This is a genomic window from Luteimonas sp. e5 (genome assembly GCF_054031035.1).
The window spans coordinates 309630-332055 of sequence record NZ_JBSTRX010000001.1 but is presented as its reverse complement, the minus strand read 5'-3'; the positions used below and the strand labels follow the sequence as shown (position 1 = coordinate 332055).

21 protein-coding genes, 1 tRNA gene and 1 CRISPR repeat array are annotated in these 22426 nt (G+C 64.8%); of the genes, 9 read left to right on the top strand and 13 right to left on the bottom strand.

Annotation, left to right across the window (positions count from 1 at the left end; all coding sequences use genetic code 11):
- Window positions 1–953 precede the first annotated feature (953 nt).
- The 4 genes from ACW11F_RS01645 to ACW11F_RS01630 form a co-directional block, all read right to left on the bottom strand.
- A complete protein-coding gene (locus ACW11F_RS01645) occupies window positions 954–1499 on the bottom strand; it encodes a hypothetical protein (RefSeq protein ID WP_456995184.1) in 546 nt (181 codons plus the stop codon).
- Between the two features lie 35 nt (window positions 1500–1534).
- A complete protein-coding gene (locus ACW11F_RS01640) occupies window positions 1535–1930 on the bottom strand; it encodes a hypothetical protein (protein WP_456995183.1) in 396 nt (131 codons plus the stop codon).
- Window positions 1931–2186: 256 nt separating this feature from the next.
- On the bottom strand, window positions 2187–3125 hold the full coding sequence (locus ACW11F_RS01635; RefSeq protein ID WP_456995862.1) for an SOS response-associated peptidase family protein: 939 nt from the start codon (window positions 3123–3125) through the stop codon (window positions 2187–2189).
- Window positions 3126–3177: 52 nt separating this feature from the next.
- Window positions 3178–3801 carry a GIY-YIG nuclease family protein gene (locus tag ACW11F_RS01630; protein WP_456995182.1) on the bottom strand — a complete coding sequence of 208 codons (624 nt, stop codon included), beginning with the start codon at window positions 3799–3801 and terminating at the stop codon, window positions 3178–3180.
- A 99-nt stretch (window positions 3802–3900) separates the two neighbouring features.
- On the opposite strand from ACW11F_RS01630, the gene lexA reads away from it, so the two are divergent.
- From lexA to ACW11F_RS01610, 4 genes are read left to right on the top strand one after another with little or no spacing between them, the layout of a single operon-like run.
- Window positions 3901–4515 carry a transcriptional repressor LexA gene (lexA, locus tag ACW11F_RS01625; protein ID WP_456995181.1) on the top strand — a complete coding sequence of 205 codons (615 nt, stop codon included), beginning with the start codon at window positions 3901–3903 and terminating at the stop codon, window positions 4513–4515.
- Window positions 4515–5141 (top strand): translesion DNA synthesis-associated protein ImuA, encoded by a 627-nt coding sequence (gene imuA / locus ACW11F_RS01620; protein WP_456995180.1) that lies wholly within the window; start codon window positions 4515–4517, stop codon window positions 5139–5141. Before lexA ends, imuA begins: the two co-directional genes overlap by 1 nt.
- A gap of 3 nt (window positions 5142–5144) precedes the next feature.
- A complete protein-coding gene (locus ACW11F_RS01615) occupies window positions 5145–6551 on the top strand; it encodes a Y-family DNA polymerase (protein WP_456995179.1) in 1407 nt (468 codons plus the stop codon).
- On the top strand, window positions 6548–9631 hold the full coding sequence (locus tag ACW11F_RS01610) for an error-prone DNA polymerase (protein ID WP_456995178.1): 3084 nt from the start codon (window positions 6548–6550) through the stop codon (window positions 9629–9631). The genes ACW11F_RS01615 and ACW11F_RS01610 overlap by 4 nt, the downstream gene beginning before the upstream one ends.
- A 125-nt stretch (window positions 9632–9756) precedes the next feature.
- Window positions 9757–10022: direct repeats of the CRISPR family, unit length 28 nt; unit sequence GGTTTCCCCGCGCGAGCGGGGGTTGTTC.
- A 310-nt stretch (window positions 10023–10332) separates the two neighbouring features.
- On the opposite strand, the gene ACW11F_RS01605 is transcribed toward ACW11F_RS01610, so the two are convergent.
- A complete protein-coding gene (locus tag ACW11F_RS01605; RefSeq protein ID WP_456995177.1) occupies window positions 10333–10821 on the bottom strand; it encodes a hypothetical protein in 489 nt (162 codons plus the stop codon).
- 25 nt (window positions 10822–10846) lie between these two features.
- Window positions 10847–11989 carry a DUF4062 domain-containing protein gene (locus ACW11F_RS01600; protein ID WP_456995176.1) on the bottom strand — a complete coding sequence of 381 codons (1143 nt, stop codon included), beginning with the start codon at window positions 11987–11989 and terminating at the stop codon, window positions 10847–10849.
- 306 nt (window positions 11990–12295) lie between these two features.
- On the opposite strand from ACW11F_RS01600, the gene ACW11F_RS01595 reads away from it, so the two are divergent.
- Window positions 12296–12577 carry a helix-turn-helix transcriptional regulator gene (locus ACW11F_RS01595; RefSeq protein WP_456995175.1) on the top strand — a complete coding sequence of 94 codons (282 nt, stop codon included), beginning with the start codon at window positions 12296–12298 and terminating at the stop codon, window positions 12575–12577.
- A gap of 11 nt (window positions 12578–12588) precedes the next feature.
- Here the strand turns inward: ACW11F_RS01595 and ACW11F_RS01590 are convergent, their stop codons facing one another.
- Window positions 12589–13776: a tyrosine-type recombinase/integrase gene (locus tag ACW11F_RS01590; RefSeq protein ID WP_456995174.1), complete on the bottom strand. Its 1188-nt coding sequence runs from the start codon at window positions 13774–13776 to the stop codon at window positions 12589–12591.
- Between the two features lie 187 nt (window positions 13777–13963).
- A tRNA-Leu gene (locus tag ACW11F_RS01585) sits at window positions 13964–14048 on the bottom strand.
- Window positions 14049–14405: 357 nt separating this feature from the next.
- On the opposite strand from ACW11F_RS01585, the gene ACW11F_RS01580 reads away from it, so the two are divergent.
- The gene (locus tag ACW11F_RS01580; RefSeq protein WP_456995173.1) at window positions 14406–14591 is read left to right on the top strand and encodes a hypothetical protein; all 186 of its coding nucleotides are present in this window, start codon (window positions 14406–14408) and stop codon (window positions 14589–14591) included.
- 58 nt (window positions 14592–14649) lie between these two features.
- Here ACW11F_RS01580 and ACW11F_RS01575 read toward each other — a convergent pair whose 3' ends face one another.
- Window positions 14650–14802, bottom strand: a complete 153-nt coding sequence (locus ACW11F_RS01575; RefSeq protein WP_456995172.1) for a hypothetical protein — start codon at window positions 14800–14802, stop codon at window positions 14650–14652.
- The gene (locus ACW11F_RS01570) at window positions 14799–15560 is read right to left on the bottom strand and encodes a sulfurtransferase (RefSeq protein WP_456995171.1); all 762 of its coding nucleotides are present in this window, start codon (window positions 15558–15560) and stop codon (window positions 14799–14801) included. The genes ACW11F_RS01575 and ACW11F_RS01570 overlap by 4 nt, the downstream gene beginning before the upstream one ends.
- A 123-nt stretch (window positions 15561–15683) precedes the next feature.
- Here ACW11F_RS01570 and ACW11F_RS01565 point away from each other — a divergent pair, with 123 nt between their 5' ends.
- The 3 genes from ACW11F_RS01565 to ACW11F_RS01555 are packed head-to-tail and all read left to right on the top strand — an operon-like array spanning window position 15684 to window position 18345.
- Window positions 15684–17504 carry an ATP-binding protein gene (locus ACW11F_RS01565; protein WP_456995170.1) on the top strand — a complete coding sequence of 607 codons (1821 nt, stop codon included), beginning with the start codon at window positions 15684–15686 and terminating at the stop codon, window positions 17502–17504.
- Complete coding sequence (locus ACW11F_RS01560; RefSeq protein WP_456995169.1) at window positions 17501–17941, top strand: response regulator; 441 nt, start codon at window positions 17501–17503, stop codon at window positions 17939–17941. The genes ACW11F_RS01565 and ACW11F_RS01560 overlap by 4 nt, the downstream gene beginning before the upstream one ends.
- 20 nt (window positions 17942–17961) lie before the next feature.
- A complete protein-coding gene (locus tag ACW11F_RS01555) occupies window positions 17962–18345 on the top strand; it encodes a response regulator (protein WP_456995168.1) in 384 nt (127 codons plus the stop codon).
- Window positions 18346–18354: 9 nt separating this feature from the next.
- Here the strand turns inward: ACW11F_RS01555 and ACW11F_RS01550 are convergent, their stop codons facing one another.
- The 3 genes from ACW11F_RS01550 to infB form a co-directional block, all read right to left on the bottom strand.
- Entirely contained in the window at window positions 18355–19137 is a 783-nt protein-coding gene (locus tag ACW11F_RS01550; RefSeq protein ID WP_456995167.1) for a DUF2189 domain-containing protein, read from the bottom strand.
- Between the two features lie 218 nt (window positions 19138–19355).
- Window positions 19356–19736, bottom strand: a complete 381-nt coding sequence (gene rbfA, locus ACW11F_RS01545) for a 30S ribosome-binding factor RbfA (RefSeq protein ID WP_456995861.1) — start codon at window positions 19734–19736, stop codon at window positions 19356–19358.
- A gap of 106 nt (window positions 19737–19842) precedes the next feature.
- Window positions 19843–22422 (bottom strand): translation initiation factor IF-2, encoded by a 2580-nt coding sequence (gene infB, locus ACW11F_RS01540; protein ID WP_456995166.1) that lies wholly within the window; start codon window positions 22420–22422, stop codon window positions 19843–19845.
- Window positions 22423–22426: the final 4 nt, after the last annotated feature.

The window sequence follows — 22426 nt, the reverse complement described above, 5'->3', positions numbered from 1 at the left end:
GCACGGCGGGGTATCAATTCACCATGGCAGAGCTCAGGGCTGCAGCACCGCGCTTGTTGGGCCGGCACTTGGGCTGATGCGACTGCCGCGGGGATGTATCAGCCACCGTCATCCTTCGGCTATCCATAGTGTGCCCGTCGACAGGTCGGTTCGGCCGAATGATACACCTGCAGGCTGCATGACGAGTCCGCGCAGATGCAGTGGTTGATGACCCGAACGTAGCCACGATCGTTCCAAGAATGACGGTAGGCCGCACTCCCGCATGAACTCGCACGCTCGGACGTGCTCTGAACCCACTACCGATCGTGAACGACTAGCGACACTTTTGACCCGTAGTTGGTAGTCGGAGCGGGTGGCTCCATTCGTGAGTACATTGCTTCATTGCGAAACGGAAGAACTTCGCAAACATGTGTGCGCTTTGTCTACGGTTCGCAAACATGCGGCGCGACGGCATACCTGATCCAATTGGCGGCTGAGCAGCGAAGGCGAAATAAATGCGACGCAAGTCATTGTTGTAAAACACTTTCACGGTTCGATAGGCGAAATTCCCCCTCTGCGTTGACTGCGCGGCGGCTGGTCTTGAAGAATTTCGCCTTCGCGGCGTGGGAAGCGCTGAAGATGGCCGGCAAGTGACTGATTGCCAAGCACTTTTACTTCCAGTCGTTGCGGCTGGAATTTCGCCTTTGTCTGCACTCAACATCCGTCGGGATTTCTTGGCCCCGCCGAGGGGCTTTCCTTGAGGCGTTTGTGCCAATGCGTCGCCCGACGTGCCCCCCTGAAGGGCAATCTGAGGAGCGTGGGTCTTAATGCGGGGGAACGGGAGCCTGGCAGGGCGCGGCCGCCTCTGTGTAGGCTGCCGCTGCGTGGGGCCAATGGGCTGCACCACGCACGCCGGAGCCGAGGCGGTTCGCGGTCAGCGGATCCGTAAGGTGGCCATCGCGGGGCGAGTCAGATCATTTGACATCGCCGCCCCGTGGATTGCCGGGCTGCTGGCCTTTGTCGCGCGCATTGAGAGTCGCGAGCGCGCACATCCTGAGGGCCCTGCGGAGCGCGACAATGCGCGCCCATCGGGCATTGAAATCGCGCACGGTCATCTCATGAGAGGTCAGCAGATCCATCTCATCCGGATGCGCGCCCTCCAGAACATCTCGCAGTGCAGTGCCGCTCTTTGTCGATTTCACCGATGAAAACCTCGGCCGCGGCCCGCGTCGGCTGAACCAGGCGACATGCCAAGTCAGCCTCGGTCGTCCACATTCGAATCGCAGAAATAACACCCTCCGGGATGTGTCGACGTAGGACCGCATGCCGTGTTCGCGCATATGGCGCACGACAATCGCCCGACGCAACTCGCTTCGCTGTTCTTTCGCAACTACCGAAAATTCCGCTGCGTCAGTGCCAATTGCCACCACAAGTTGCTCAACCGCCGCGAAGCAGGCGATGAGCGCGTCCTCTTCCATGGTCCTGTCCTCAATCCACCGCAGGCGATCCTCGATCGACATGGCTGCTCCGCTCCGTGTACCTAAGGAGCTCAAGCCTAGATGCCGTCGGTCGCGGCTTTTCCCGGATTCGGTGGGTAAAAACAGCTTGAATCGGGGAAATTGATGCGAGCGGCTCGCCAGCGTCGGTTGCTAGCCGTCGGCAGAGTCAGGATCGCGGGCGACGGGCGCGGCACAGGTGCTTCAGCACTTGCGTCATCGCTGTTAGCCGTTTTGGCCACCCGAAATTGTATGCAAGTACGCAATGCCCTCTCGGTGTCGCCGTCGATCGTCGAGCTCAGCAAGGTTCGATGGCTGAGAACGCGGATGGGGGTGTGAACGAAGTATGCGATTGCTTGATCGCGGTCGCATTGCACTTCCAGAAGTGCGTTGATCACACGGCTGAAGTCCGCGAGAAGAGCGTGGATGTCGGGGTGTTCCAGATTACGTTTCAAGGTGGTTTCATGAACCCGCAAAGCCTCCGCCATCTGATGGCAGTCCATCGTCGGCAGGCGCTGGAGTCGTAACGCCGAGAGGAGTGTGTCTCGTCCTGCAGCGCCTTGGACAAGGTCATGACGGCTCCTCCCGATGTGGTCTTGGCTCGAGTCTGCTCTTTTGCCCGGTCTCGGCGCAGCGTGCCGCTGCCAGTCGCATCCGGATGCGTGACCAGTTCAGAAGAACGCGCCAACGTGGAAACCGGCCTTGCCGAAGTCACGCTGCCAACCTGTGCTCGTAGTACGGATGCTGCTTGTCGTCGAAGATGGCGTAGAGCGCATCCAGCCGAGCCGGATCCGGGTTGAGCCAGGCGTCGACGTGTTCGGGCTTGATGTTGATGATGGTGCGGTCATGGCCGGCGGCGGCGACTTCAGGTTCGGGCGCGTCGGTGATGGCCGCGAACGACAGCAGGTCGGGCTCCTTGCCCTTGGGGTCGGTCCAGTGCGACCAAAGGCATGCGACCAGCATGACGCTGCCGTCGCGTGGCGTGAACTGGATGACCTGGTTCTTGCCGTCCGCGCCTTCGACGTTCTCGTAGAAGGTCTCGACCAGGATCAGCCCGTGGGTGTGGCCGAACTGGCCTTTCCAGAATCCTTCCAGGTTGTCGCGACGCGCGTTGTAGGTGCCGGGGTATGTGCGGTCGTAGAACGCAGGCTTGCCCTGTGGTCGACATTGATAGCGCATCGGCCGCAGCACGTTGCGGCCGTTTTCGGAAACCATGACCGTGCACCAATAGCCCGGATAGATGCGATCGTCGCGTGCTTCGTGTCCAGTGCGCTTGAGGTCGGCGAGTCGACGTTTGGCAGCTTCAACCTTGTTCCCGGCGATGCGCTGCTCGTTCTGTGCCTTCTTCGTGATCTTCGTTTGCAGCGCGCGCTCGGCATCATTGAGCCGCTTCTTCTGCGCGAACAACTCCTGCTCGGTCGCGGTGATCTGGCCTGACCGCCACTCGTCGACCAGCTGCCTGATCTCGCGTCCCTTGGTTGTGTCCAGCTGCGCGAATGCGTTCTCCATGCCCTTGGGAATGCGCATGGTGGGCCCAGCGGCCTGATTGCGTTCCCAGAACAGGCGCACGTAGTCCTGGATGCTGATATCCGCACCGAAGCGCCGGACGTACTCACGATAGTCCTGCTTGACCTTTGCCGAGTAGCACATGGGACCTCCTGCCAGTCTGGTCCAGCCTAGCGCGGCGCTCGTGATGCGCGGCTCAGGGCAGCAGCCGAAGGTCTTCGACCAGACCCATCGGCAGATGGTGCAGCAGATCCTGGTCGAACAGGCGGTGCGCATCGATCAGGTTCTGAATCGCCTGGCGTTGCGCCAGTTGCAGCCAACCGGCGTGATGGTCGGCATGGGCGGCGTGCAACAGCTCGAATACCCGCTCGCGTTGTTGGCGCATGGACGGTGCCAGCCAGTCACGCGCCTGCCAGTGCACGATATGGCCAGCATCAGCCAGTGCCCGGACGTGGCGGCGGATGGCGGCATATGCGCCGCGGTACCACTCACTGTGCCCGCCGGCGGCCAGCCGCATCGTGATCGGCATCGGGCAATGGTGGTCTTGCAGCGTCCGATGCAGGCTGGTTTCCAGTTTTTGTGCATCGGCGCGGGTCTCGGTTTCCACCAGCAGGCTGTGGTCGAGGTCGAATGCTTCGAACCAGCGCGGGTGGAACGAAGACCAGCGCTGCAGCGGGTCGTGCGTCAGCCCGACCTTGGCCAGGTCCTCCGGACCGGAGGCGACCAGCACGTACAGGAAGGCGCGCCCGCGGTAGTCATTTGGCGCAATCGTGCCGTCCGGGACGGCTGAAGCTATGTCAGTGTGTGGTTGAGCGTTCATGGGCAAGACATTGATCCATCGGCGTCGCAGCTCCTGCGACGGGGATGGGGAAGATGGGCTGGGTTGAATTGTGCCCGATGAGGTGACCAAATAGACACCATGGACGCCAACGACCTGACCCCGCGCCAGCAGCAGGTGCTGGCCTACATCGAAGAGTTCATCGCCGAGCACGGCTACGCGCCGACCGAACGCGAGATCGCCGATGCATTCGGGCTGGCGAGCAAGACCGGGCCGCGAAAGCACATGGCGGCTCTGGCCGAAGCCGGGCGCATCCGGCTGGTGCCAGGGCGCAACCGGTCACTGACACTGGCAGCGCCTGCCTCCGGCAAGGACAGCCTGTCACTGCCGATCCTGGGCCGGGTCGCGGCCGGTGAGCCGATTGGTCCGGCGCACGAGTTCGACGAAACGCTGCCGCTCGACCCCGGCCTGTTCCGGACCCGTCCCGACTACCTGTTGCGGGTGCGGGGCGATTCGATGCGCGACGACGGCATCTTCGACGGCGACTTGGTGGCGATCCGGCAGGCGGACACGGCCGAAAACGGGCAAACGGTGGTGGCGCGCATTGATGGCGAGCTGACCATCAAACGATTGAAGGTCACCCGATCCGGTGTGCGCCTGCTGGCGCGTAATCCTGACTACGCTCCAATCGAGGTGCCGCGCGATGCTGATTTTGCGATCGAGGGCCTGTATTGCGGTCTGGTGAGGCGCGACTGATGGCCAGGGCCGCCTCCCTGTCCCACCTCATCGATGCGCGCCAAGTGTGGCGTGGGCCCGCACGTGCACCGGAGGTGCCGACCGGACAGCCCACCGGCCACGCGGAACTGGATGCGCGCCTGCCTTGGGGTGGCTGGCCGCCGGCCAGCCTCTCGGAAATCCTGATGCCGGCCGATGGCGTAGGCGAGCTGTCGCTGGTGATGCCGACATTGGCCCGCTTGACCCGCGCCGGGCAACGCATCGTGCTCATCGCCCCGCCGTACCGCGTGCACGCCCCGGGCTGGCGCAATGGCGGCGTTGACCTCGCACAGATCGAGGTCGTACAGGCCGCGACCGGCAAGGATGCCCTGTGGGCGGCAGAGCAATGCCTGCGCTCGGCGGCTTGTGCGGCGGTGTTGTGCTGGCCGATGAAGGCGGATGATCGCGCCTTGCGTCGCTTGCAGGTCGCGGCCGAAACCGGCCAGAGCCTCGGCTTCGTATTCCGCGATGCACGCCAGGCACGCAATCCCTCGCCAGCGGCCTTGCGCCTGCAGATCAGCGCCACGGCACGACAAATCACCGTCCTCAAATGCCGCGGCGGCTGGGCCTCGACCGAGCCGATGGCGTTTGATCGTCCATGGCATTGAGCCATGCGTTGGGCCTGCATCCTCCTCCCGCAGTTGGCCTTGGACGCCACCTTGCGCCAGCAAACGGATCCCGATGCCCCGCTGGTGCTGGTCGGTGGCCCAAGCCAGCGGCGCGTCGTGCACGCGCTGAACCCGGCAGCCAAGCGTCTGGGGCTGCGCCGCGGCGTGCTGCTGTCGGCGGCACATGCACTGACTCGTGATTTCCGCGCATTGCCGTTTGATCCCCGGCTCGAAGTCGACACACGGCAGATGCTGGCGGCGTGGGCCTATGGCGTCAGCTCGCAGGTCAGTCTCGTGTTCGAACATGCCTTGGTGCTGGAGATCGGAGCCAGTCGCGCACTGTTCGGCGATTGGGGCCGGATTGGCCGACGCTTGGCCGCGGATCTGGGAGAGATGGGGTTTCGGCATCGCATGGCCGCGGCACCCAATCCATTCGCGGCACGGGTATTGGCGGCTGTGCATCCTGGCGCCGGTATCACGATGTCGCAACTGGACACGGCCTTGGCCGGAGTGCCTGTCGAGCGCAGCGGCCTGCCTGGACAGGTGATCGACACGCTGCATCGCTCCGGCCTGCGCCGGCTGGGGCAAGTATTTGCATTGCCGAGGGAGAGCTTGGCGCGACGCTTCCCCCCGGATGCCTTGGCCCATCTGGATGCCTTGCGCAGTTCGCAGACGCCGCCGCTGCCTTACTACGCGCCCCCGGATCGATTCGAGGCGCGTATCGAGTTCGAATACGACATCGAATCCTCCCAGGCCCTGCTGTTCCCGCTGAAGCGGCTGACTGCCGACCTCGCGGCATTCCTGTCCTCTCGCGATGGTGGCGTGCAGCGCTTCAGGCTGTATTTCGAGCACGAGCACCATCCCGACTCCGAACTGCTGGTGGGCCTGCTCGCGCCCGAACGTGATGCCGCCATGTTGATGGAACTCTCCCGCAGTCGCTTGGAGCAGTTGCGCTTGCCTGCCGGCACCCGTGCGATGCGCCTCCTCGCCGATGACCTGCCGGCGTTCGTGCCGGCCTCGACGGACCTGTTCGATACTCGTCCGGCTCAAGCGGTAGGTTGGCCGCAACTGCGCGAGCGCTTGCGCGCCCGACTGGGTGATGAGGCTGTCCACGGCATCGCCTTGCAAGCCGATCACCGGCCCGAGTGCGCCACCCGCACCCCGTCCGGCAAGCCCATGGCGGAACCGCCGCTGCCTCCCCGACCCACATGGCTGCTGCCACGGCCGATCGAACTTCGCGGCTGGGGTCATGAGGTGGTCGGCAAGGCCGAACGCATCGAGTCGGGCTGGTGGGATGGTCGTGACGTGCGCCGTGACTACGTGCGCGTCCTCACGCGCGACGGTCAACACGCTTGGGCGTTCCGCGTCGCGGGCGATGAGCGGCTCTGGCTGCAGGGCTGGTTCGCATGACCGTTCCGGACTACGCGGAACTGCACTGCCTGTCCGCTTTCAGCTTCCAGCGCGGCGCCTCGACAGCGGATGAGTTGTTTGCCCGTGCGGCACGGCTGGGCTATCGCGCCTTGGCGATCACCGATGAATGCACTCTGGCCGGCATCGTGCGGGCGCATGAGGCAGCCAGGAAGCACGAGGTGCGCCTCATTGTCGGCGCCGAGTTCCAAGTGGAATCTGGCCCGAAAATCGTCCTCCTGTGCGAATCCCTGGCCGGCTATCAGGCGCTGTGCCAGCTCATCACCGTATCTCGCAGGCGGGCGTCGAAAGGAAGTTATCGGACGCTCGCCTCGGATTTTTCCGAGGCCATTCCCGGACTTGTCTGCCTGCTGATCGAGCCCGGGTCCGACCCGGATCGGGACATCGTCTGGTTGCAACGCTGCTTCCGCGATGCCCTGTGGATATCCGTGAGCCAGCACCGAGAAGCAACCGATACATCAAGCATGGAAGCGCGCCAGCGTTGGTCGAAGCAGCATGGCGTGCCGCTGGTGGCGAGTGGTGATGTGCACATGCACGCCCGAGGACGTCGGGCTTTGCAGGACACCCTAACCGCGATACGCCATCACTGCACCGTGGCGGAGGCCGGCTGGCGGCTGTTCCAGAACGGCGAGCGCCACCTGCGCAGCCGGACGGCACTCTCCGGGCTGTATCCGCAGTCGCTGCTCGCCGAGACGCTGCGCATCGCCGAGCGCTGCCGCTTCAGCCTCAGCGAACTGCGCTACACCTATCCGCGGGAACTGGTCCCGGACGGCCACACGCCGACCACCTGGCTGCGTCAGCTGACAGAAGAGGGAGCGCGCTGGCGCTGGCCGGAAGGGGTGCCGACCAAGGTCCGTCAGCAGATCGAGCACGAGCTCGGGCTGATCGCGCAACTGCAGTACGAGAGCTACTTCCTGACCGTGCACGACATCGTGCGCTTTGCACGAGGTCGCGGGATCCTCTGCCAGGGCCGCGGATCAGCGGCGAACTCCGCGGTGTGCTTCGCGCTTGGCGTGACCGAAGTCGATCCGGCGCGCATCAACCTTCTGTTCGAGCGATTTCTGTCGGCCGAACGCAATGAGCCGCCCGACATCGACATCGATTTCGAGCACGAGCGGCGCGAGGAAGTGATCCAGTACGTATTCCAGCGCTACGGCCGCGAGCGCGCCGCATTGACCGCGGTCGCCACCGAGTACCGCGGGCGCAGTGCCATCCGCGACGTGGCAAAGGCGCTCGGGTTGCCGCCGGACCATGTCGATGCTCTGGCCGGCACCATGAACCACTGGGAAGGCCAGCCGGTCGATGCGCACTTGCGCGAGGCCGGCTTCGACCCGGACACGCCGATCATGCGGCGAGTCATCGCGCTGACACGGCAACTTCTGGGTATGCCACGACATCTGTCGCAGCATCCGGGTGGGTTCGTGATCAGCGAGCTGCCGCTGTCCACGCTGGTGCCGGTGGAAAACGCGGCCATGCCCGATCGCACCGTGATCCAGTGGGACAAGGACGACCTCGACACGCTCGGTTTGCTGAAGGTCGACTGCCTCGCGCTCGGCATGCTGACTGCCGTGCGCAAGACGCTGGACATGCTTCGCCACACCGGACGACGCGACTTGGCCATCGCCACCATCCCGGCTGAGGATGCAGCGACCTACGACATGATCTGCGCGGCCGACACGCTCGGCGTGTTCCAGATCGAAAGTCGTGCACAGATGGCGATGCTGCCGCGTACCCGGCCGCGCACGTTCTATGACTTGGTGGTGCAGGTCGCGATCGTCCGCCCTGGACCGATCCAGGGTGACATGGTGCATCCCTACCTGCGGCGGAAAAGGGGCGAGGAAGCCATCGACTATCCGCCGCAGCTCAAGCACATCTTCGAACGCACACTCGGCGTCCCGTTGTTCCAGGAGCAAGTCATGCAGCTGGCAATCGATGCTGCGGGGTTCACCCCCGGCCAGGCCGACCAGTTGCGCAGGTCGATGGCGGCGTGGAAGCGGCGCGGTGGCCTGGAGCCGCACAAGGCGCAGTTGCTCGCCGGCATGCTTGAGCGCGGCTACAGCGCGGAGTACGCACACACGCTGTTCGAGCGCATCAAGGGTTTCGGTCACTACGGCTTCCCGGAATCGCATGCCGCCAGCTTCGCCCTCATCACCTATGCCAGCTGCTGGCTTAAGTGCCATGAGCCGGCAGCCTTCGCCGCAGGGCTCATCAACAGCCAGCCACTGGGCTTCTACACCCCCGACCAGATCATCCAGGACGCTCGACGCCACGGCATTCGGATACGGCCGCTGGACGTGCGCTTCAGCAACTGGGACTGCACATTGGAATTTGCCCGCGGCAAGACGTCGGAAAACCCCGAGATCCGTCTCGGATTACGCCTGATCAGGGGTTTCCGACAGGATGCGGCCGATCGCCTGACGCAAGCACGCGGCAAAGCCCCCTTCGACGATGTCGCCGACCTGTGTCGACGCGCCAACCTCGACCGGCGTCACCAGGGACTGCTGGCTGATGCTGGTGCGTTGAAGGCGCTGGCAGGACATCGTCACAAGGCGCGCTGGGCGGTGTCTGGCGTCGAGGCCCCTTTGCCGCTGCTGGACACCGCGCCGGCAACCAAGGAGCCCGTTCCCTCGATCCCGCTGCCGAGCGTCGCGGACGACATGGTCGCCGACTACGCCACGCTCGGCATGACGCTGGGTGCCCATCCGCTGGCACTCATCCGCAGTCAACTACGCGCCCGCCGTTGCTTGCGCTCCTCTGAACTGAACGCACTTCCACATGGCCGACGCCTGCGCTTCGCAGGCTTGGTGCGTCTACGCCAGCGTCCCGAAACCGCAAGTGGTGTGACGTTCCTGACCCTCGAGGACGAAGACGGCATGGTCAATGCCGTAGTCTGGAAGAAGGTCGCCGAGAAACAGCGCCGCGTATTGCTCGGCAGCCAGCTCATCGCCATCGACGCCCGCCTCGAACGCGTCGACTGTGTGCAGCATCTGATCGTGCACAGGATGGAGGACTACGGCGACCTGCTTGCCAAGGTCAGGACACCGAGCCGGTATTTTCGATGAGGACGTGCGGGACAGCCTTGCGCTGCGCGCGCGATTTGGTACGATCTCGGTGAGGGATCGGTGTGTCGATTGTCCCGCGAAAGCGGGGGTTAGCCTGCTGAAAAGCACAAGTGTGTAGCTTTACCGGTTGCCCCGCGGGAGCGGGGGTTGTTCGGCGACGTGAAAGCGGTGTCAACGCCGGTCAGGGGTTTCCCCGCGCGAGCGGGGGTTGTTCCAAGCTGTTATCAGTAAATGCCTGTATCAAGAGGTTTCCCCGCGCGAGCGGGGGTTGTTCCGCGGGTTCACCCCACGTCAGGATCTCGAATCGGGTTTCCCCGCGCGAGCGGGGGTTGTTCTAGGCAAACGAGCTGCTACGCCGTATCCCGTTGTCCCGCGCGAGCGGGGGTTGTACCGTCAGGGCCGGGTCTCCCGGCCTTGGCTTTTTTCATGACTACAAGTCCGCGATGCTAGTTGTGAGGCGAGTGCCGCCAACGTTGCACCGAGTGACCTGCGCCTCGCGCTATGTCCCGCCCATCGCTGGTCACCAAAGGCATCTTGCAGACTACCTGTACCGACGCTTGCCGCCTGGCTATCGCCCTTGAAGAGAACGCTGCGCTTGACGCATCACGCTGTCGCGGTTGTTTTTCGACAGCTGCAGACTATCGAGGTTCTAGAACAGCCGTCAGTCGGTCAGCATCCAGCACCGGCCCTGCGCCGCAAAGCTACATGGCAGGCTCGGCGCGAGCGATGGTGGCGATCGTGCCGAGACTTCGAAAGGGCCGATCCTGATGGTGCAGTTCGATGGTCCAGCACTGAAAATGCGGGCCACTCCCACGAAGCTCTTTGACCAGCATTCCGTCGAGACCAAATGCCACCGCCTCGCCCCACCCATCTGGCATGACTCCTGGGAGAAGAACGCCCGACGGGGATAACGCAAGCGACGCAGGAACGAACGTGTCGACCAGAGGCGTTGAACCTTCGATGGCAGGGAACCAGCCAAACGGAGACACGACGCAAAGGGAGCGTGCAATGCCGCCACCGATGGGGAAGATCTGACCCGCACGCTCGCCTTCGAGCAGCAGCAGGCATGCCTGATTCAGGGTGCCTGGGAGCTCAACCCGCAGCGCCCAATGACCATGAAGCGAGAACAACTGTCCCGGGGTGAGATCTTGCAGTGCGCGTTCGGCAAAGGCTTGGGCAGGAAGCGACATAGTGATTCCTCCGGTATGAGCGACGTCAGTATCCAATGTGCTCATCGCTCCACCTGCGACGCAGGAGAACAACAAGGTCTTCGGTGATTTCCCGCGAGCGCATGGTTAACGCCGCCCGCGGCATATGTGCAGGCGAAAGTTGTACGGGCTGCCCGCGCTCCGCCTCCCGACCCATCATCGACCAGGAGCCACTCGTGGGGCTCGCGGCCTGCTCTGCAGCAGTGCGCCAGCCCATAACACTGTCGCCAACGACGCGCGCCGCAATGCTTACGTGTGTCAACCGCTCCGTTGGGTCGACATGGCCGAGCATCCATCCTGCAAACGCCAGAGCGCCTGCAACGGTGTCTGCGACGTCTTCTTCGATGACATAGGACATGTGCGAGCCCGTGCTTCGACGCAGCGGAACGGATACACGCAAATCCCCGGTGGGCCACAACTGCACCTCGGCCGTCGGAGCATGGCGCTCGCCCTGAAAGACGGATACCGCGTGGTCTTCCATTGCCACGTCGGCGCCCACTCGTACATCAAATAGCGGTTGTGAACCGAACATCAAACGTTGCTGCAATTGCGACGCCAACTCTCGACTTTCCAGTTCGGCAGGGCGGAGGATTGCGTCCTGCGGTCCGGTCGCAACGCCGATGTGCAGCACCGCGCCGTATTGGTTGCCACCTCGAACCCGCTGAACCACCTCGATCGCCCGCGCGGACAGCAAGCCCGGGTCCAGCGGCGTCGCCGCGTTGGCGAGAGCCATGCGATGCAGGGCACGGGTAACCAGCACGTCAAGCTGCTCAGGATCCCTGTAGCTGTCGCGAAACAGCCCGCCCTCCCAGCCGCTGACCTCCTCGACGAAGGCAGCTTGGTCGGGCTCCAGCGCCCCTTCGGTGTCTTTGAGAAAAATAATCACGGGCTTTTGGCCTTGAGCCGCACGGTATTCCTCATGAGTCGCCGATAGCCCGGACGCCTGCTTGGCGCCATACCGGGCACCCAAGACCAGCACCACTGCGTGGGACCTGCGCAGTTCGCCCAAGCATGCCACCTGGGGCGAGTTGGGACGCGCACCAAAGTCCTCGGCCATCACGGCTCGGTGCCCCAAGCGCTCAATGGCGCGTCTGACCGCCGCCCGGTCTTCCTCCAGTCCCGATATCAAAGAGCTGACAAAGACGTCCATGGCACCTCCTGATCCAAAGAGCCTATTAGATCAGCTCGGAACGGCTGATACAGCTCAACTAACGGGGGCTGGTTCACTTCCTGATGCCCAAAAGTGCAGATGCCGCATAACGCGGGGCTATCGTTTCAGATGATGCAAACTTCCGCAATCGGGCGAGAGCCACCCTTCCGCGACAATCGCAGCTTGCCTATGACATCCCCGCACCAAGATGCATCGCAAGAACGCGTTTCACCGTGCTTTTCATGCGTAATTTCGGAAAACTGCGGCGCGTGGCACTTGTAGTCTCCTAGACAAGGAGGCTCCCCAATGTCCCACAACACCCGAAGCAATGCATTGCCCACACTGCTGACCCGGCCGGAAGTCTGCGCACTACTGAAGATCTCCAAGGCAACTTTGTACCGCCAAATTGAACGCGGCCACCTGCCTCCACCAGTCATGGTCGCGCCACGCATACCGCGTTGGCCGGAGGCCGACCTCATGCGCGCTCTGCAAAGAACTACCGACAAATCAAGTCGAGAGCGTCACGCCAGGAACGAGCGTCGGCAGCAGCTGGGACTGGCACCCGTGCGACGAGCAGGATCAGACTGATCTAGTTGCGGCTATTCACCGACGTTGCTGCTTTTCAGGGCATCAAGGTAGTCGGCCCAAAGCTGCATCAGCTCGATGCGCTTCTTGTCGAAAGTGGCCCGATCGTACGCGCGCTGGACGTCCCCCTTTTTGACGTGCGCCAGCTGCGCTTCAAGCACGTCAATGTCGATCTCGAGTCGCTCGCGCCCCAAAGTGCGCAGACTTGCGCGGAAGCCATGCGTCGCATGCTTGCCCTGGAACCCCATCCGCCGCAGCGCTGCACTCAGCGCGTCTCGGTTGAGATGCGGACGTTTCTGCTTCGCTTGAGCGGGAAAGACCCACGGACATCGCGGTTTGCGCTTCAGCGACATCAGTAGCTCGACGGCCTGCCGTGGAAGCGGCACAACGTGTGCTCTGCGAGTCTTCATCAATTCCGCAGGCACCGACCACGTACCCTGGTCGAGATCGATATGATCCCAGCGTGCGCCTGCCACTACGGACGGCCTCATCGCCGTCAATGCCGTCAACTGCAGGGCCGCGCGCGTCACGGGCGAATCGTATCCGTCGATGGCGAGCAGCACCTCACGCAGAAGCTCGGCGTCCGTCGCTGCGGCGATATGACCGCTTTCATGCGTGGGAAGGGCACCACGCAGCGACAGCTCTGAGCCGTCATGCCGAAGCCCGGTCTGGATGGCCAAACGCACAATGTCCGCCACGTACTGGCGCGCTTTCCTTGCAAGACTTGGAGCGCGCGAATGAATGGCTTTGAGCACGGGCAGCACATCGGCAGTTGTCAGCGACGAGATCGGGATCGGCCCCAGCGCTGGTATCAGATCGCGCTCGACGACAAGGCGAGCCTTGCGAAGGGTGTCAGGGTGGAGGCTTTCGGCCTTCTCCGTCAACCAAGCCGACGCAACATGCTTGAAGCTGTCGCTACGAGCACGCTGCTGCTCCTGCAGCTGCCTGCGACGCTCATTCAGCGGATGGAGCCCTTGCGCTACGAGGCGACGCGCGTGGTTGGCGAGTTCGCGTGCTTCTTTCAGAGAGACATCGCCATAGCGCCCGAGAGCAAGGAGCTGATGCTTGCCGTTCATCCGGAAACGGTACCGCCAAGCCTTGAACCCGCTGGGTCTAACCTCGAGACAGAGACCATCACGGTCAGCCACGCGATAAACGGTTGGCCGCGGACGCAGCGTCCTGATTTTCGCGTCACTCAGCATGGGTCGTGCAGTGCTGTAACGTCCTTGAGCGTTACGCACATCCTTACGCACAACGTGACGTGGTACCCCAGTACCCGGTGAGACCAGCCGCGACCCCGAGAGACGCCATAACCCCTTGTTTTGCAACGGGAAATGAACGTCAGGCAACAAAAAACCCCGCTTTCGCGAGGTCTTTGATTCCAGCCGTTGGTGCCCAGGAGAGGACTCGAACCTCCACGGTTTTACCCGCTAGTACCTGAAACTAGTGCGTCTACCAATTCCGCCACCTGGGCAGCTGGCCGGCCATTATCCGGGCACGCCGGACGGCTGTCAACACAATCTTGGCATCCACCACCGTGACCACTGGGGAGCGTGCGCACGGCCATAGCGGTACGGGAATGCCCGTTTTCCCGGCTTGCGAGCGTGGCACGGCGTGCCGGCGGCAAGTATGCAATGGCGTCGCGCACGCGCTGCGCCCGGACAACGCACGCCTGCCAGGCCGGATGCTCGTGCGCCATGGTCCCCCTCGCGCTGAACCTGCTCCCTTGCAGCAAAGCTGCGGAGCGCAGACGGGTCGCGAGCATCCCGTGCAATCGCGACTGCGCAGCGGGCTGGGATGATCGCTCCAGTCACCTGTGGAGAGTCGGGACATGAAGGTGCGCCAGGTCGAAATCATCGAGGGCAGGATCAGCGTGGACATGGAGCAGTCAGGGGACAATGTTGCCGACATGCTTCACGCGATCGAATGGGCGATCGAGCAGCTTCGCTCCGAGCGCAAGCTGCTCCTCGAGCGGTACCCGACGGGTCGGGATCACGCGGGCGACGTGACCCATTGATACTCGCGGCTTTCGCCGCGTGATGCCGCGTTCGGCACGTCCGAGTGACGCATTCGATTCACGGCAGCGGCCAGCCGAACACCTGGGCGAAGAAGAAGTAGGCGATCGCGGCCAGCAGCAGCCACAGGGCGATCTTGAGCACCATGCCGACCACGCGCAGGGCCATCCAGGCCACGATGACGCCGATCAGCAACAACAGCCACGAGCTCATGCGACAGCGCCGGGCATTGCGTCCGCTGCGTCCTGCAACGGGCGCAGCTGCGGATCGAGTGCGATGCGCTCGTCGAACACGAAGCAGCCGCCGGCATAGCCGCTGCCACCAACTTCCTCGAAGTAGCGCAGGATGCCGCCATCCAGCTGCGACACGTTGTCCATGCCGAGACTGCGCATCCACGGCGCCGCCTTTTCGCAGCGGATGCCGCCGGTGCAGAAGCTGACCACGTGCGCGTCGGCCAGCTCATCGCGGATTGCAGCGACGGCTTCGGGCAGGTTGTTGAAATTGTCGATCGGCAGGTGGCGCGCACCGATGAAGCTGCCATGGGCGACTTCTTCGCGGTTGCGGGTATCGAGCAGCAGCACGGGCCGGCCGGCATCATCGTGCCCGGTCTCCAGCCAGCGCTGCAGGGTGCGTGGCGCGACCGCGGGCGCGCGCGCATCGCCGGTGCCCGCGGGGCGCCCGGCGAACGGCACGATCTCGCGCTTGAGCTTGACCTTGAGCCGTGCGAACGGCACGTGCCGGCTCCAGCTTTCCTTGGCCTGCAGCGCCGCGAAGCGCGGGTCTTCACGCAGCCAGTCCAGGAAGCCGCGCAGCTCGCTCTCACCGCCGGCGAGGAACAGGTTGATGCCCTCGGCGGCCAGCAGCACGCTGCCGTGCAGGCCGCGCGCGGCACATTGCGCGCGCACGCGCTGCGCGAGCACGGGCAGGTCGTCGAGTTCGACGAACAGATAGGCGGCGATGTTGAGCACCATGCGTGCATTTTATCCCGTCCCGTCATGCGCAATGCCTGCATCGCGCGGCCCGGCGGCAGCAGTGCGTGTTGAATCCATGGCGGGCATGTTCGATCATGCCTGCTGCCCAATCGGACCTGGCGCATGTCGGTGTGGCGCTCGCAATGGCTGTTGTACCTGGTGGTGGCCCTGATCGTGGCCGGCCCGCACCTTGCGCTGCACCTGGCCAATTCGCGCATCCACGACGCCGACCAGCGCGTCGCGCACACCAGCCAGGTCGAGTCCACGGCCAGCCGGCTGATCTATGAAGTGCGCGACCTGGAATCGGCGGCGGCCAGCATGACCGCCGGGGTCGATGTCCCCAACGCACGGCGCCGGGTGGCCGAAAGCATGGGGGCGATCCCCGACCTGCTGAATCGGCTGATCGAACTCACCAGCGACAACCCGCGCCAGCAACTGCGCGTGGGCGAGTTGAAGAACCGCATCGAGCAGCGCATGGAGATGAGCCAGCGCATCATCGACGCCGGCGACACCGACACGCGCCGCGAACTGCTCGCGATCATGGTCAACGAGTTTCCGATGCGCGATGCCGCGGCCAGCCTGCTCAAGGAGGAGCGCGATCGCCTCGCCGAACGCCAGCGCGAGGCCAATCGCCTGCGCGAAGCAGGGCGTTCGATGTCGGTGGCCAGCGCGGCGCTGCAGATCGGCCTGTTGTCGTTGCTGCTGTGGTTGACGCTGCGCCACCAGCGGCGCCTGGAGCAGGCCGAGCATGTCGCTCGCACCGCCAACGCACGTGCACTGGCGGTGATGCAGACCATTCGCGAGCCGATCGCGCTGATCGACCGCGAGCAACGCGTGGTGATGCACAACGCGGCCTTCGCCGAGCTGTATGCGGACGAGGATGAGGCCGCCGCCATCGACGGCGAGCACATCGGCCGCCTCGGCGACGGCGCCTGGTCCGGCGCGGAAGTCACTCAGCGCCTGCGCGACGTGGTCAGCCGGGGCCGCGAGTTGTGGGATTACGAGCTGGAGCATGAAACCCGGGACGGCGTCAGCCGCACCATGTTGCTCAACGCAAGGCAGATCGAGCTGCCCGATCGCGAGGACGAGATCGCCTTGCTGACGCTGTCCGACCTCAGCGCGCACAAGGCCGCCGAGCGCGAGATCAGCGAGCTCAACCGCCAGCTTGAAGGCAAGATCGAGCAGGTGTCCGACGTCAACCGCGAGCTGGAAGCCTTCAGCTACTCGGTGTCGCATGACCTGCGTGCGCCGCTGCGGCATATCGCCGGCTTCACCGAGAAGCTGCAGGACCGCCTGGGCGAGGATGCCGACGAGCGCACCCGGCATTACCTCGACACCATCGATGCCTCGGCCAAGCGCATGGCCGCACTGATCGACGATCTGCTGGTGTATTCGCGCCTCGGCCGCAGTGCGCTGCGTCTGCAACCGGTGGACATGCAGTCGCTGGTGGCCGAAACGCGCGCCCTGCTCGATTCCAACGCCGAGGCCGAAACCCCGGGACGACGCATCGAATGGCGCATCGCACCGCTACCGATCGTGGTCGCCGACGAAAACATGATGCGCCAGGTGTGGCTCAACCTGCTGGGCAACGCGGTCAAGTACAGCACGCCACGCGAGCACACGCTGATCGAGGTCGACCATCAGCGGCTGGACGACGGACGCCACGAGTTCCGGATCCGCGACAATGGCGTCGGCTTCGACATGGCCTATGCCGGCAAGCTGTTCGGCGTGTTCCAGCGCATGCACAAGGCCAGCGAGTTCAGCGGTACCGGCATTGGTCTGGCCAGCGTGCAGCGCGTGCTGCTGCGCCATGGCGGGCAGATCTCGGCTGAATCGGCACCCGACCAGGGCAGCACTTTTCGCTTCACCTTGCCGGCGATGCTGGATAATTCCGGCAATGCCGGAATGGCACCCCATGACCATCAGGGACACCCCGCACCATGAAGGAAATCCTCCCGATCCTGCTTGCCGAAGACAGCCTGGCCGATGCCGAAATGGCGGTCGACGCGCTGCGCGAGGCCAATCTTGCCAATCCCATCGTGCACGTCGAGGACGGCGTCGAAGTGATGGAATACCTGCGCCGCGAGGGTCGTTTCGCCGACCGTTCGCCGGGCGACCCGGCAGTCCTGCTGCTGGACATCAAGATGCCGCGCATGGACGGCCTGGAAGTGCTGCAGCAGCTGCGTGCGGATGACACCTTTCGCCACCTGCCGGTGGTGATCCTGTCCTCCTCGCGCGAGGAAAGCGATCTTGCGCGCAGCTGGAACCTGGGCGTCAACGCCTATGTGGTCAAGCCGGTGGACATCAACCAGTTCTTCGAGGCGGTGAAGACCCTCGGCCGATTCTGGGGCGTGTTCAACGAAATCCCGCGCAGCGAGTAGCGGACGGAAACGGCACCGCGATGCACGCATCCCGCATCCTGTTGATCGAGGACAGCGCCGACGATGCCCAGTTGATCGCCTGGGCGCTGGAGGATGCCGGCATCGCACATGAGCTGCACCGGGTGGAAACCCGGGATGAGCTGATGGCCGCACTGGTACACGATGACTGGCTGCTGGCGATCTGCGATTCGCGCCTGATCGGCTTCGATGGTGCGCAGGCGCATGCCTGGGTGCGCGAGCGCCTGCCACGGCTGCCGGTGTTGTTCTGCACCGGTGCGGCGGATGTCGAAGACGATGCGCATCTCGAGGCGGTGCTGGCCGACAGCATCGGCTGGATCGGCAAGCATGAGCTGGAGCGGCTGGCAGCGGCGGTAAGGCGCGTGACCGAAGCGGACGCGAACTGAGCCGCCGGCTCAGGCCAGCTCTTCCCAAGCGCGGGTGTCGAGGGTGTCGTGGTAGGCGTGCCAGCTGGCATACGCCAGCCACGGCATCACCAGCCCGAGGCCGATGAAGGCGGTGGCGAAACCGGCCAGCGTCAGCAGCACGATGATCGCCGCCCACAGCGCCATCGGCGCCTTGTTGCGCAGCACCGCATTCACGCTGGAGATACCGGCGGTGATCATGTCCACGTCGCGCTCGGCGATGAACGGCAAGGACACCGCGGCCACGGCGAAGGTGAAGGCGGCGAAGATGCCGCCGACCACGCTGCCGATGGCGAGGTATTCCAGCAGCGCCACGCGGTCGCCTTCCACCATCGGCGACAAAGCGGTGATGACCATGCCGGCACGTGACCACAGCAGGATGATCACCCCCTGCGCCAGGGCGAACACCGCGGCCTGCCCCAATACCCGCCGCGCCAGCGCCAGGCAGGTGCCGATGCGTGGCTCCTCGCCGCGTTCCAGCGAGCGGCTGACGCAATAAAGCCCGACCGCGATCAGCGGTGCCACGAACACGAAGCCCGAAAGCAGCGTCGCCAGCAAGGCGAAACGCCCCAGGCGCCAGGCCAGCAGCGATACCAGCACGCTGACCACCACGATCAGCGCACCGAACAACACCGATTGCCGGGGCGCTCGCATCATGTCGCGCCAGCCGGCACGCAACCAACGCCACGGCGCAGCCATGTCCAGTTCGCGCGCCGGCGCGACGAAGGGATGCGTCGGCGCGTCGCGCCGGATTTCGCTGTCGTGTTCGACCATGCACGCCCCGAGTTGTCCGCTTCAACGCAGCTTATGGCGGGCATCGGGAAATGGCGCGCCGCGCTGCAGCATGGCGCCAACGCGCCGATCAGGGCTCAGGTGCGCCTTGCAGGAACGGAGCCGGGCATGTACCAAGCCGGGTCGGAGACACCAGCGCGCCGGCAGGCCTCGGGCTGAAACGGACAGGGATCGGCAGCGCGCTGACGGCGCAGCGAGGTTCAGGCCTCGTCGTCGCCCGCATCCGGCGTGTCACCGGCCTGCGGGAGGTCACGCAACAAGGCGTCGATGCGCTCGCCGCGATCCACCGAGTCGTCGTAATGGAAGTGCAGTTCGGGGACGTGGCGCAGCTTCATCATGCGTGCCAGCTGGAAACGCATCTCGCGCGCATGCTGGCGCAAGCCGGCCACCGCCTCGTCGGCCTTTTCGCTGAGCAATGCGGTGACGAACACCTTGGCATGCGCCAGGTCGCGGCTGACTTCGACATCGGAAACGCTGACCGAGGGCAGGCCCAGTTCGCGTACCGCCTCATGCACCAGCACGCCGACATCGCGACGCAGTTGCGCAGCGACGCGGTCGGTACGGTGGAACGACTTCCTCATCGCCATGCCGGGCACTCGTCTGCGACGCAGCACGCCGATGCAGCACCGCGGGCACGGACACAGGCGCAGGAAGCCTGCGCATGCAGTGCGCGCCGGCGGGCGTGCATCACAGCGTCCTCTGCACTTCGATGCGCTCGTAGCACTCGATCTGGTCGCCGGCCTTGACGTCGTCGTAGGCGCGCACGCCGATGCCGCATTCGGTGCCTTCCTTGACCTCTTCGACGTTTTCCTTGTAACGGCGCAGGCTTTCCAGCTCGCCCTGGAAGATCACCGTGTTGTCGCGCAGCACGCGGATCGGGTTGGACTTGCGTACCACGCCCTCGACCACCATGCAGCCGGCGACGGCACCGAACTTGGAGCTGCGGAACACGTCGCGCACCTCGGCGATGCCGATGATTTCCTCGCGGATCTCGACCCCGAGCAGACCCGAGGCGACCTGCTTCACCTGGTCGATCACGTCGTAGATGATGGAGAAGTAGCGCAGGTCGATGCCGCTGTTCTCGATCACCTTGCGCGCGGTGGCATCGGCGCGCACGTTGAAGCCGATGATGGTCGCCTTCGAGGTGGCGGCGAGCTGGGCATCGGATTCGGTAATGCCGCCGACGCCCGAGCCGATCACCTGGATGCGGATCTGGTCGTTGGACAGGCTGGTCAGCGCATCGTTGAGCGCCTCCACCGAACCCTGCACGTCGGCCTTCACCACCAGGTTCAGCACCTGCTGGTCGGCGCCCTGGCCCATCTGCGCCATGACGTCTTCCATGCGGTTGCCGGCCTGCTTGATCAGGCGCTGTTCGCGGCGCTTGGCATCGCGCTGCTGCGCGACTTCCTTGGCCAGACGCTCGTCGGCGACCACCACGAAGTCGTCGCCGGCATCGGGCACCCCGGACAGGCCAAGCACCTGCACCGGGATCGAAGGCCCGGCCTGCTTGACCTGGCCACCGGTTTCGTCGAACAGCGCACGCACGCGGCCGAACTGCACGCCGCAGACCAGATAGTCGCCACGCTGCAGCTGGCCCTGCTGCACCAGCACCGTGGCCACCGGACCACGACCCTTGTCCAGCGAGGATTCGATCACCGTGCCGCTGGCACGGCCCTCGGCCACCGCGGTCAACTCCAGCAATTCCGCCTGCAGCAGGATCGCGTCGAGCAGATCGTCGATGCCCTGCCCGGTCTTGGCCGAGATCTCGACCATCTGCGTATCGCCACCGAACTCCTCGGCGACGACTTCCATTTCCAGCAGCTCGTTCTTGATCCGCATCGGGTCGGCGGTCGACTTGTCGATCTTGTTGATCGCCACGATCAACGGCACCTTGGCCGAGCGCGCGTGCTGCACCGCCTCGCGCGTCTGCGGCATCACGCCGTCATCGGCCGCCACCACCAGCACCACGATGTCGGTCAGGCGCGCGCCGCGCGCGCGCATCTGCGAGAACGCGGCGTGGCCGGGCGTATCGAGGAAGCTGATCACGCCCTTGTCGAGTTCGACGTGGTAGGCGCCGATGTGCTGGGTGATGCCGCCGGCTTCGCCACGCGCCACCTTGGCGGTGCGGATGTAGTCCAGCAGCGAGGTCTTGCCGTGATCGACGTGGCCCATGATGGTGACCACCGGCGGCCGCTGCGCGGACTCGCCCTGCGGCTCGCCGACCTGGGCCAGCAGCTCGGTTTCGGCATCGGCGCTGTCGGCGCGCACTGCCTTGTGACCAAGCTCCTCGGTGACCAGCACCGCGGTGTCATGGTCGATGGATTGGGTGATGGTGGCCATCACGCCCATCTTGAACAGCGCCTTGACCACGTCGCCGCCCTTCAGCGCCAGTTTCTGCGCCAGGTCGGCCACGGTGATCGCATCACCGATCGCCACTTCGCGCACGATCGGCGCGGTCGGGCGCTGGAAGCCATGCTCGCCGCCGCCGGTGCGTGCCTGCTCCAGCGTGCGGCGGCCGCGCGCCTTGCCGCGCGCCGCGCCGCGACGTGCGCGGTCGGCTGCGCTCAGGTGCAGCTGGCCACCGAAACGGCTGCCGCCCTCCTCGTCGCCACGACCCCGCGAAGGCCGGCTGGCACGGCCGCGATCCTCACGCCCGCGCGACGGCGGCGCACCATGTCCAGCCGCCTTGCGTGGCGGCTGGGCATCGATTTCGACCGGTTCCACAGGTACCTCGCCGGCGGCCTGCTCTTCGGCTTCACGCCGCGCCTTCTCTTCCTCTTCATGCTGCTTGCGCAGGCGCTCGGCCTCGGCTTCCTCGGCGCGCCGGCGGTCTTCCTCGGCCAGACGCTGCTGCTCTTCGAGGTTGCGCTGGCGCGATTCCTCCAGCTTGCGCAGCGCGTCGGCGCGCTCGGCGTCGAGCTCGGCTTCCTTCGAGGCGGCGCTGCCGGGCTTGACCAGGGTCACGCGCTTGCGCACCACCACGTCCACGGTCTGCTTGTTGCGACCGCCGCCCACGGTGATTTCCTCCACCTTGCGCCGGGCCAGGGTGATCTTCCGCGGCGCGGGTGCGGCGGCGCCATCCTGTCCCGCCTCGCCCCGGCCATGGGTACGGCGCAGGAAGCCCAGCAGCTTCACTTTTTGCGCGCTGGTCACTTCCTGATCGGCCGAGTCGAACGGCATGCCGGCTTCGGAGAGCTGCTCGAGGAGCTTCTCGACCGGCGTATTGACCAGTTCGGCGAGCTTGCGGATGGTGGTTTTCTGCGACATGCGT

Bases quoted from the DNA above. Each gene is read 5' to 3' on its own strand.
- ACW11F_RS01645 (WP_456995184.1), bottom strand. From the start codon at position 1,499: ATGTCGATCGAGGATCGCCTGCGGTGGATTGAGGACAGGACCATGGAA.
- ACW11F_RS01635 (WP_456995862.1), bottom strand. From the start codon at position 3,125: ATGTGCTACTCGGCAAAGGTCAAGCAGGACTATCGTGAGTACGTCCGG.
- ACW11F_RS01630 (WP_456995182.1), bottom strand. From the start codon at position 3,801: ATGAACGCTCAACCACACACTGACATAGCTTCAGCCGTCCCGGACGGC.
- lexA (WP_456995181.1), top strand. From the start codon at position 3,901: ATGGACGCCAACGACCTGACCCCGCGCCAGCAGCAGGTGCTGGCCTAC.
- imuA (WP_456995180.1), top strand. From the start codon at position 4,515: ATGGCCAGGGCCGCCTCCCTGTCCCACCTCATCGATGCGCGCCAAGTG.
- ACW11F_RS01615 (WP_456995179.1), top strand. From the start codon at position 5,145: ATGCGTTGGGCCTGCATCCTCCTCCCGCAGTTGGCCTTGGACGCCACC.
- ACW11F_RS01610 (WP_456995178.1), top strand. From the start codon at position 6,548: ATGACCGTTCCGGACTACGCGGAACTGCACTGCCTGTCCGCTTTCAGC.
- ACW11F_RS01605 (WP_456995177.1), bottom strand. From the start codon at position 10,821: ATGTCGCTTCCTGCCCAAGCCTTTGCCGAACGCGCACTGCAAGATCTC.
- ACW11F_RS01600 (WP_456995176.1), bottom strand. From the start codon at position 11,989: ATGGACGTCTTTGTCAGCTCTTTGATATCGGGACTGGAGGAAGACCGG.
- ACW11F_RS01595 (WP_456995175.1), top strand. From the start codon at position 12,296: ATGTCCCACAACACCCGAAGCAATGCATTGCCCACACTGCTGACCCGG.
- ACW11F_RS01590 (WP_456995174.1), bottom strand. From the start codon at position 13,776: ATGCTGAGTGACGCGAAAATCAGGACGCTGCGTCCGCGGCCAACCGTT.
- ACW11F_RS01580 (WP_456995173.1), top strand. From the start codon at position 14,406: ATGAAGGTGCGCCAGGTCGAAATCATCGAGGGCAGGATCAGCGTGGAC.
- ACW11F_RS01575 (WP_456995172.1), bottom strand. From the start codon at position 14,802: ATGAGCTCGTGGCTGTTGTTGCTGATCGGCGTCATCGTGGCCTGGATG.
- ACW11F_RS01570 (WP_456995171.1), bottom strand. From the start codon at position 15,560: ATGGTGCTCAACATCGCCGCCTATCTGTTCGTCGAACTCGACGACCTG.
- ACW11F_RS01565 (WP_456995170.1), top strand. From the start codon at position 15,684: ATGTCGGTGTGGCGCTCGCAATGGCTGTTGTACCTGGTGGTGGCCCTG.
- ACW11F_RS01560 (WP_456995169.1), top strand. From the start codon at position 17,501: ATGAAGGAAATCCTCCCGATCCTGCTTGCCGAAGACAGCCTGGCCGAT.
- ACW11F_RS01555 (WP_456995168.1), top strand. From the start codon at position 17,962: ATGCACGCATCCCGCATCCTGTTGATCGAGGACAGCGCCGACGATGCC.
- ACW11F_RS01550 (WP_456995167.1), bottom strand. From the start codon at position 19,137: ATGGTCGAACACGACAGCGAAATCCGGCGCGACGCGCCGACGCATCCC.
- rbfA (WP_456995861.1), bottom strand. From the start codon at position 19,736: ATGAGGAAGTCGTTCCACCGTACCGACCGCGTCGCTGCGCAACTGCGT.
- infB (WP_456995166.1), bottom strand. From the start codon at position 22,422: ATGTCGCAGAAAACCACCATCCGCAAGCTCGCCGAACTGGTCAATACG.